This window comes from Campylobacter sp. IFREMER_LSEM_CL2101, from assembly GCF_025771825.1.
Taxonomy (GTDB): Bacteria; Campylobacterota; Campylobacteria; order Campylobacterales; family Campylobacteraceae; genus Campylobacter_D; species Campylobacter_D lari_C.
The window spans coordinates 1-5,812 of record NZ_JAKMQZ010000019.1 but is presented as its reverse complement, the minus strand read 5'-3'; the positions used below and the strand labels follow the sequence as shown (position 1 = coordinate 5,812).

Genomic DNA, 5,812 nt, shown 5'->3' with positions numbered 1-5,812 from the left:
AAGTAAGAATAATAAGAGAATTAACAAGTCCGCAATGAGCTACTTTCCCCCTGCCAGTAAGGCGTAGTATCATCACCCACGATGTGCTTAGCTTCTTGGTTCGGGATGGAGCAAGGCGTCTCCACATCTGTATAATCACGGACATTGTTATTTAAATATTCTATATTAATATAGCATAATAAAAGCAATCAATAAGATTTAGATATAAAAAATCATTATTTTTATTTTAACTTTCATCTTATTCTTATATTTAGATGTTTTACTAAGCTAAATCACTTTATTGTTTTAGAATACTTAAAAAACAATGTTAAGAGCAAGTTCTAATATAAACTTTACTTGTAAGATTTTATAAGCTAAAATGTAATTTTCATATAAAAACATTCAAAGCTTTATTAAAAACCTTAACAAGGAAGTGATGCTTAAATAAGATAAGCCAAACGCTCTATTAGTACTGGTCAGCTAAAGGACTTTCATCCATTACACACCCAGCCTATCAAACTAGTAGTCTTCTAGAGAGCTTAGAGAAGATTCATCTTAGAGTTGGCTTCACGCTTAGATGCTTTCAGCGTTTATCCGTTCCAAACTTAGCTACGCTGCGATGCTCTTGGCAGAACAACAGCTACACCAGTGGTTTGTTCAACCCGGTCCTCTCGTACTAGGGTCAAATCTCTTCAATCTTCTTACGCCCACGGCAGATAGGGACCGAACTGTCTCACGACGTTCTGAACCCAGCTCGCGTACCGCTTTAAATGGCGAACAGCCATACCCTTGGGACCTGCTCCAGCCCCAGGATGCGATGAGCCGACATCGAGGTGCCAAACCTCCCCGTCGATGTGAGCTCTTGGGGGAGATCAGCCTGTTATCCCCGGGGTACCTTTTATCCTTTGAGCGATGGCCCTTCCACACAGAACCACCGGATCACTAAGACCGACTTTCGTCTCTGCTTGACTTGTATGTCTTGCAGTTAAGCTGGCTTATACCTTTATACTCTACGAACGATTTCCAACCGTTCTGAGCCAACCTTTGTAAGCCTCCGTTATTATTTGGGAGGCGACCGCCCCAGTCAAACTACCCACCAGACATTGTCCCACTTGAGGATAACTCAAGCTGGTTAGCTACCCAAATAAGAAAGAGTGGTATCTCAACAACGGCTCATATACAACTGGCGTCATATACTCAAAGCCTCCCACCTATCCTGCACATTCTTATCCAAATAGCAGTGTCAAGCTGTAGTAAAGGTCCACGGGGTCTTTCCGTCTTGCCGCGGGTAGGAGGAATTTTCACCTCCACTACAATTTCACTGGATCCCTCTTTGAGACAGCTCCCATCTCGTTACGCCATTCATGCAGGTCGGTATTTAACCGACAAGGAATTTCGCTACCTTAGGACCGTTATAGTTACGGCCGCCGTTTACTCGGGCTTCGATCAAGAGCTTCGCTAATGCTAACCCCATCAATTAACCTTCGAGCACCGGGCAGGCGTCACACCCTATACATCCTCTTACGAGTTAGCAGAGTGCTGTGTTTTTGGTAAACAGTCGGGAGGGACTCTTTGTTGTAAGTTTCTTCGCTTTCGGAGTAAATCCTAATACGAAGCGAACCACACCTTATACCGAAGATACGGTGCTATTTTGCAGAGTTCCTTAAAGAGAGTTCTTCCACGCGCCTTAGAATACTCATCCCACCCACCTGTGTCGGTTTACGGTACGGGCAACATTAGCTAAACTTAGAAACTTTTCTTGGCTCGACGGCATCAGCAATTCTCCTCGCTGTCCGAAGACTTTGAAGAGCCTTTCAGTTCTCGGAGTATTGTTATACGGATTTGCCTATATAACCTCCTACGACCTTAGACTAGCACTTCCATCCGCTAGCTTGCTTAGCCCTAAGCGTCCTTCCATCGCACACTAATGTTGGTATTGGAATATTAACCAATTTGCCATCGTCTACCCCTTTCGGACTCGACTTAGGACCCGACTAACCCTACGATGACGAGCATCGCGTAGGAAACCTTGGGTTTACGGCGTTAATGATTCTCACATTAATTATCGCTACTCATGCCTGCATGCTCACTTCTATTCGCTCCAGCACTCCTTACCGGTATACCTTCGGCGCAAATAGAACGCTCTCCTACCACTTGATAAAATCAAGTCTACAGCTTCGGTACTTACTTTAGCCCCGTTATATTTTCCGCGCAAAATCACTAGACCAGTGAGCTATTACGCTTTCTTTAAAGGATGGCTGCTTCTAAGCCAACCTCCTGGTTGTTTAAGTAACTTCACATCGTTTTCCACTTAAGTAAGATTTAGGGACCTTAGCTGGTAGTCTGGGTTGTTTCCCTCTTGACGACGGATTTTATCACTCGCCGCCTGACTGCTGTGATTACATATAAGGTATTCGGAGTTTGATAGGGTTTGGTACATTGGTGTATGCCCTAGCCCATTCAGTGCTCTACCCCCTTATACTACGACACAACGCTATACCTAAATATATTTCGGAGAGAACCAGCTATCACGAAGTTTGATTGGCCTTTCACCCCTATCCACAAGTCATCCGGGGGCTTTTCAACGCCTATCGGTTCAGTCCTCCACTAGTTCTTACACTAGCTTCAACTTGCTCATGGATAGATCACTTCGTTTCGGGTCTGCAGCATCTGACTTAAGCGCCCTATTCAGACTCGCTTTCGCTACGGCTTCGCGTGTGCTTAACCTTGCCAGACACCACAACTCGCAGGCTCATTATGCAAAAGGCAGTCCATCACACTGTATTGCTACATAGTGCTCTGAATGATTGTAAGCAAATGGTTTCAGGTTCTATTTCACTCTGATCACCTCAGTTCTTTTCACCTTTCCCTCACGGTACTTGTGCACTATCGGTCTGGTAGTAGTATTTAGGGTTGGATCGTGGTCGACCCAGCTTCAGACAGGATTCCTCGTGTCCCGCCCTACTCAGGATACTGCTAGCTAAGGTTTGGTTTTCGTATACGGGACTATCACCCTCTATGGCTACACTTTCCAGAGTGTTCTACTAACCTTACCTATTGCACATTGCAGTCCTACAACCCCCAGTGCAAGCACTGGGTTTGCCCTCTTGCGCTTTCGCTCGCCGCTACTGACGCAATCTCTATTGATTTCTTTTCCTGTAGGTACTAAGATGTTTCAATTCCCTACGTTCGCTCCATTATGGTAGTATATATCTCTATATACTAGGTTGCCCCATTCGGAAATCTACGGATCAAAGCTTCTTGACAGCTCCCCGTAGCTTATCGCAGTCTAGTACGTCCTTCATCGCCTTTACCAGCCAAGGCATCCACCATTCGCTCTTAATAGCTTACCTTTTAAATTCATTCTAAAACGCATCACTTCCTTGTTAAAGTTTTTATGATAAGACTTTACTATCTTAAGACGGAAAGCATTTAAACACTTAATAAAACTAAATAAATTAGTCTCACTAAGCTGTGAGTTTAAAACTTGTCTTTAACTAAAAGCTAAAGAAAAGATAGTTAGGTTTTATCCTTTAACAAGTCCTGTAAAATTGTTTTTATTAAAACTTGCTTGTGACTCTTAACAATGATAATTCAAATAACATTAAATAACTAATCTAATATATAAAATATTCTATTATTTATTTAGCTTAGGTCTTAAAACCTAAAGGAAGTATATATAAAGAGTTTAAATAATTTAAAAACATAAGCAATAAAGTATTTTACTTTATTTACTACTTTATTATTAGCTATATACTTGCTTTAAGTTTTAAAACTTTATTATATGATTGATAAACAAATCTTTTTTATGGTGGGCCTAACAAGACTTGAACTTGTGACCTCACCCTTATCAGGGGTGCACTCTAACCAGCTGAGCTATAGGCCCTTAATAAATGGTGGAGAATAGCGGGATCGAACCGCTGACCTCCTGCGTGCAAAGCAGGCGCTCTCCCAGCTGAGCTAATTCCCCAAAATTAGCTTTTCATCAATCTTTGAAATCTAAACAAGGATGATTGAGTCTATATATGAACTGATAGTTGTGAGACTTATCAGTTTGTACTCTAGAAAGGAGGTGATCCAACCGCAGGTTCTCCTACGGTTACCTTGTTACGACTTCACCCCAGTCGCTGATTCCACTGTGGACGGTAACTAGTTTAGTATTCCGGCTTCGAGTGAAATCAACTCCCATGGTGTGACGGGCGGTGAGTACAAGACCCGGGAACGTATTCACCGTAGCATGGCTGATCTACGATTACTAGCGATTCCGGCTTCATGCTCTCGAGTTGCAGAGAACAATCCGAACTGGGACATATTTTATAGATTTGCTCCACCTCGCGGTATTGCGTCTCATTGTATATGCCATTGTAGCACGTGTGTCGCCCTGGGCATAAGGGCCATGATGACTTGACGTCGTCCACACCTTCCTCCTCCTTACGAAGGCAGTCTATTTAGAGTGCTCAGCCTAACTGTTAGCAACTAAATACGTGGGTTGCGCTCGTTGCGGGACTTAACCCAACATCTCACGACACGAGCTGACGACAGCCGTGCAGCACCTGTCTCTAAGTTCTAGCAAGCTAGCACCCTCTTATCTCTAAGAGGTTCTTAGGATATCAAGCCCAGGTAAGGTTCTTCGCGTATCTTCGAATTAAACCACATGCTCCACCGCTTGTGCGGGTCCCCGTCTATTCCTTTGAGTTTTAATCTTGCGACCGTACTCCCCAGGCGGTACACTTAATGCGTTAGCTGCATTACTGAGATGACTAGCACCCCAACAACTAGTGTACATCGTTTAGGGCGTGGACTACCAGGGTATCTAATCCTGTTTGCTCCCCACGCTTTCGCGCCTTAGCGTCAGTTAAGTTCCAGCAGATCGCCTTCGCAATGGGTATTCTTGGTGATATCTACGGATTTTACCCCTACACCACCAATTCCATCTGCCTCTCCCTCACTCTAGACTACCAGTTTCCCAAGCAGTTCAACGGTTAAGCCGTTGGATTTCACAAGAGACTTGATAATCCGCCTACGCGCCCTTTACGCCCAGTGATTCCGAGTAACGCTTGCACCCTCCGTATTACCGCGGCTGCTGGCACGGAGTTAGCCGGTGCTTATTCCTTAGGTACCGTCAGAATTCTTCCCTAAGAAAAGGAGTTTACGCTCCGAAAAGTGTCATCCTCCACGCGGCGTTGCTGCGTCAGGGTTTCCCCCATTGCGCAATATTCCCTACTGCTGCCTCCCGTAGGAGTCTGGACCGTGTCTCAGTTCCAGTGTGACTGATCATCCTCTCAGACCAGTTAAGCGTCATAGCCTTGGTGAGCCATTACCTCACCAACTAGCTGATACTATATAGTCTCATCCTACACCGAAAAAACTTTCCCTACTCAACTTGTGTTAAGCAGGAGTATAGAGTATTAGCAGTCGTTTCCAACTGTTGTCCTCTTGTGTAGGGCAGATTAACTATACCTTACTCACCCGTGCGCCACTAATCCACTTCTAGCAAGCTAAAAGCTTCATCGTTCGACTTGCATGTATTAGGCACGCCGCCAGCGTTCACTCTGAGCCAGGATCAAACTCTCCATAAAAAATAATTGGATAAGTTTAATCTTTTTCTTCAAAGAAAAAGTTGATTGTTAAGATTTAAAAATAAATCTTTCTGGCTCAATCGATCACTTATTTAGATTTCAAAGATTGACTATAAGATTTGATTAACAATATTAATAATTTAAAGAACAAATACTAAAAATTAAGACAAAAAGTCTTAGCTTTTTAAAACCCTTTCGTTTGAAAAGGAAATGAAATTATAGCAATAAAAGCTTAAAGTTTTATTAAATAGATT

Annotated in this window: 2 tRNA genes and 3 rRNA genes; all 5 read right to left on the bottom strand. The window is 43.3% G+C overall.

Features of this window, described 5'->3' with window-relative positions:
* Nucleotides 1-26: 26 nt before the first annotated feature.
* Nucleotides 27-143 (bottom strand): 5S ribosomal RNA (gene rrf, locus L8V88_RS07840).
* Between the two features lie 281 nt (nt 144-424).
* Nucleotides 425-3,332 (bottom strand): 23S ribosomal RNA (locus L8V88_RS07835).
* Between the two features lie 456 nt (nt 3,333-3,788).
* Nucleotides 3,789-3,865 (bottom strand) — tRNA-Ile (locus L8V88_RS07830).
* 8 nt (nt 3,866-3,873) lie between these two features.
* Nucleotides 3,874-3,949 (bottom strand) — tRNA-Ala (locus L8V88_RS07825).
* A 95-nt stretch (nt 3,950-4,044) separates the two neighbouring features.
* Nucleotides 4,045-5,558, bottom strand: a 16S ribosomal RNA gene (locus L8V88_RS07820).
* Together the 16S, 23S and 5S rRNA genes with 2 tRNA genes alongside form the textbook arrangement of a ribosomal RNA operon.
* Nucleotides 5,559-5,812: the final 254 nt, after the last annotated feature.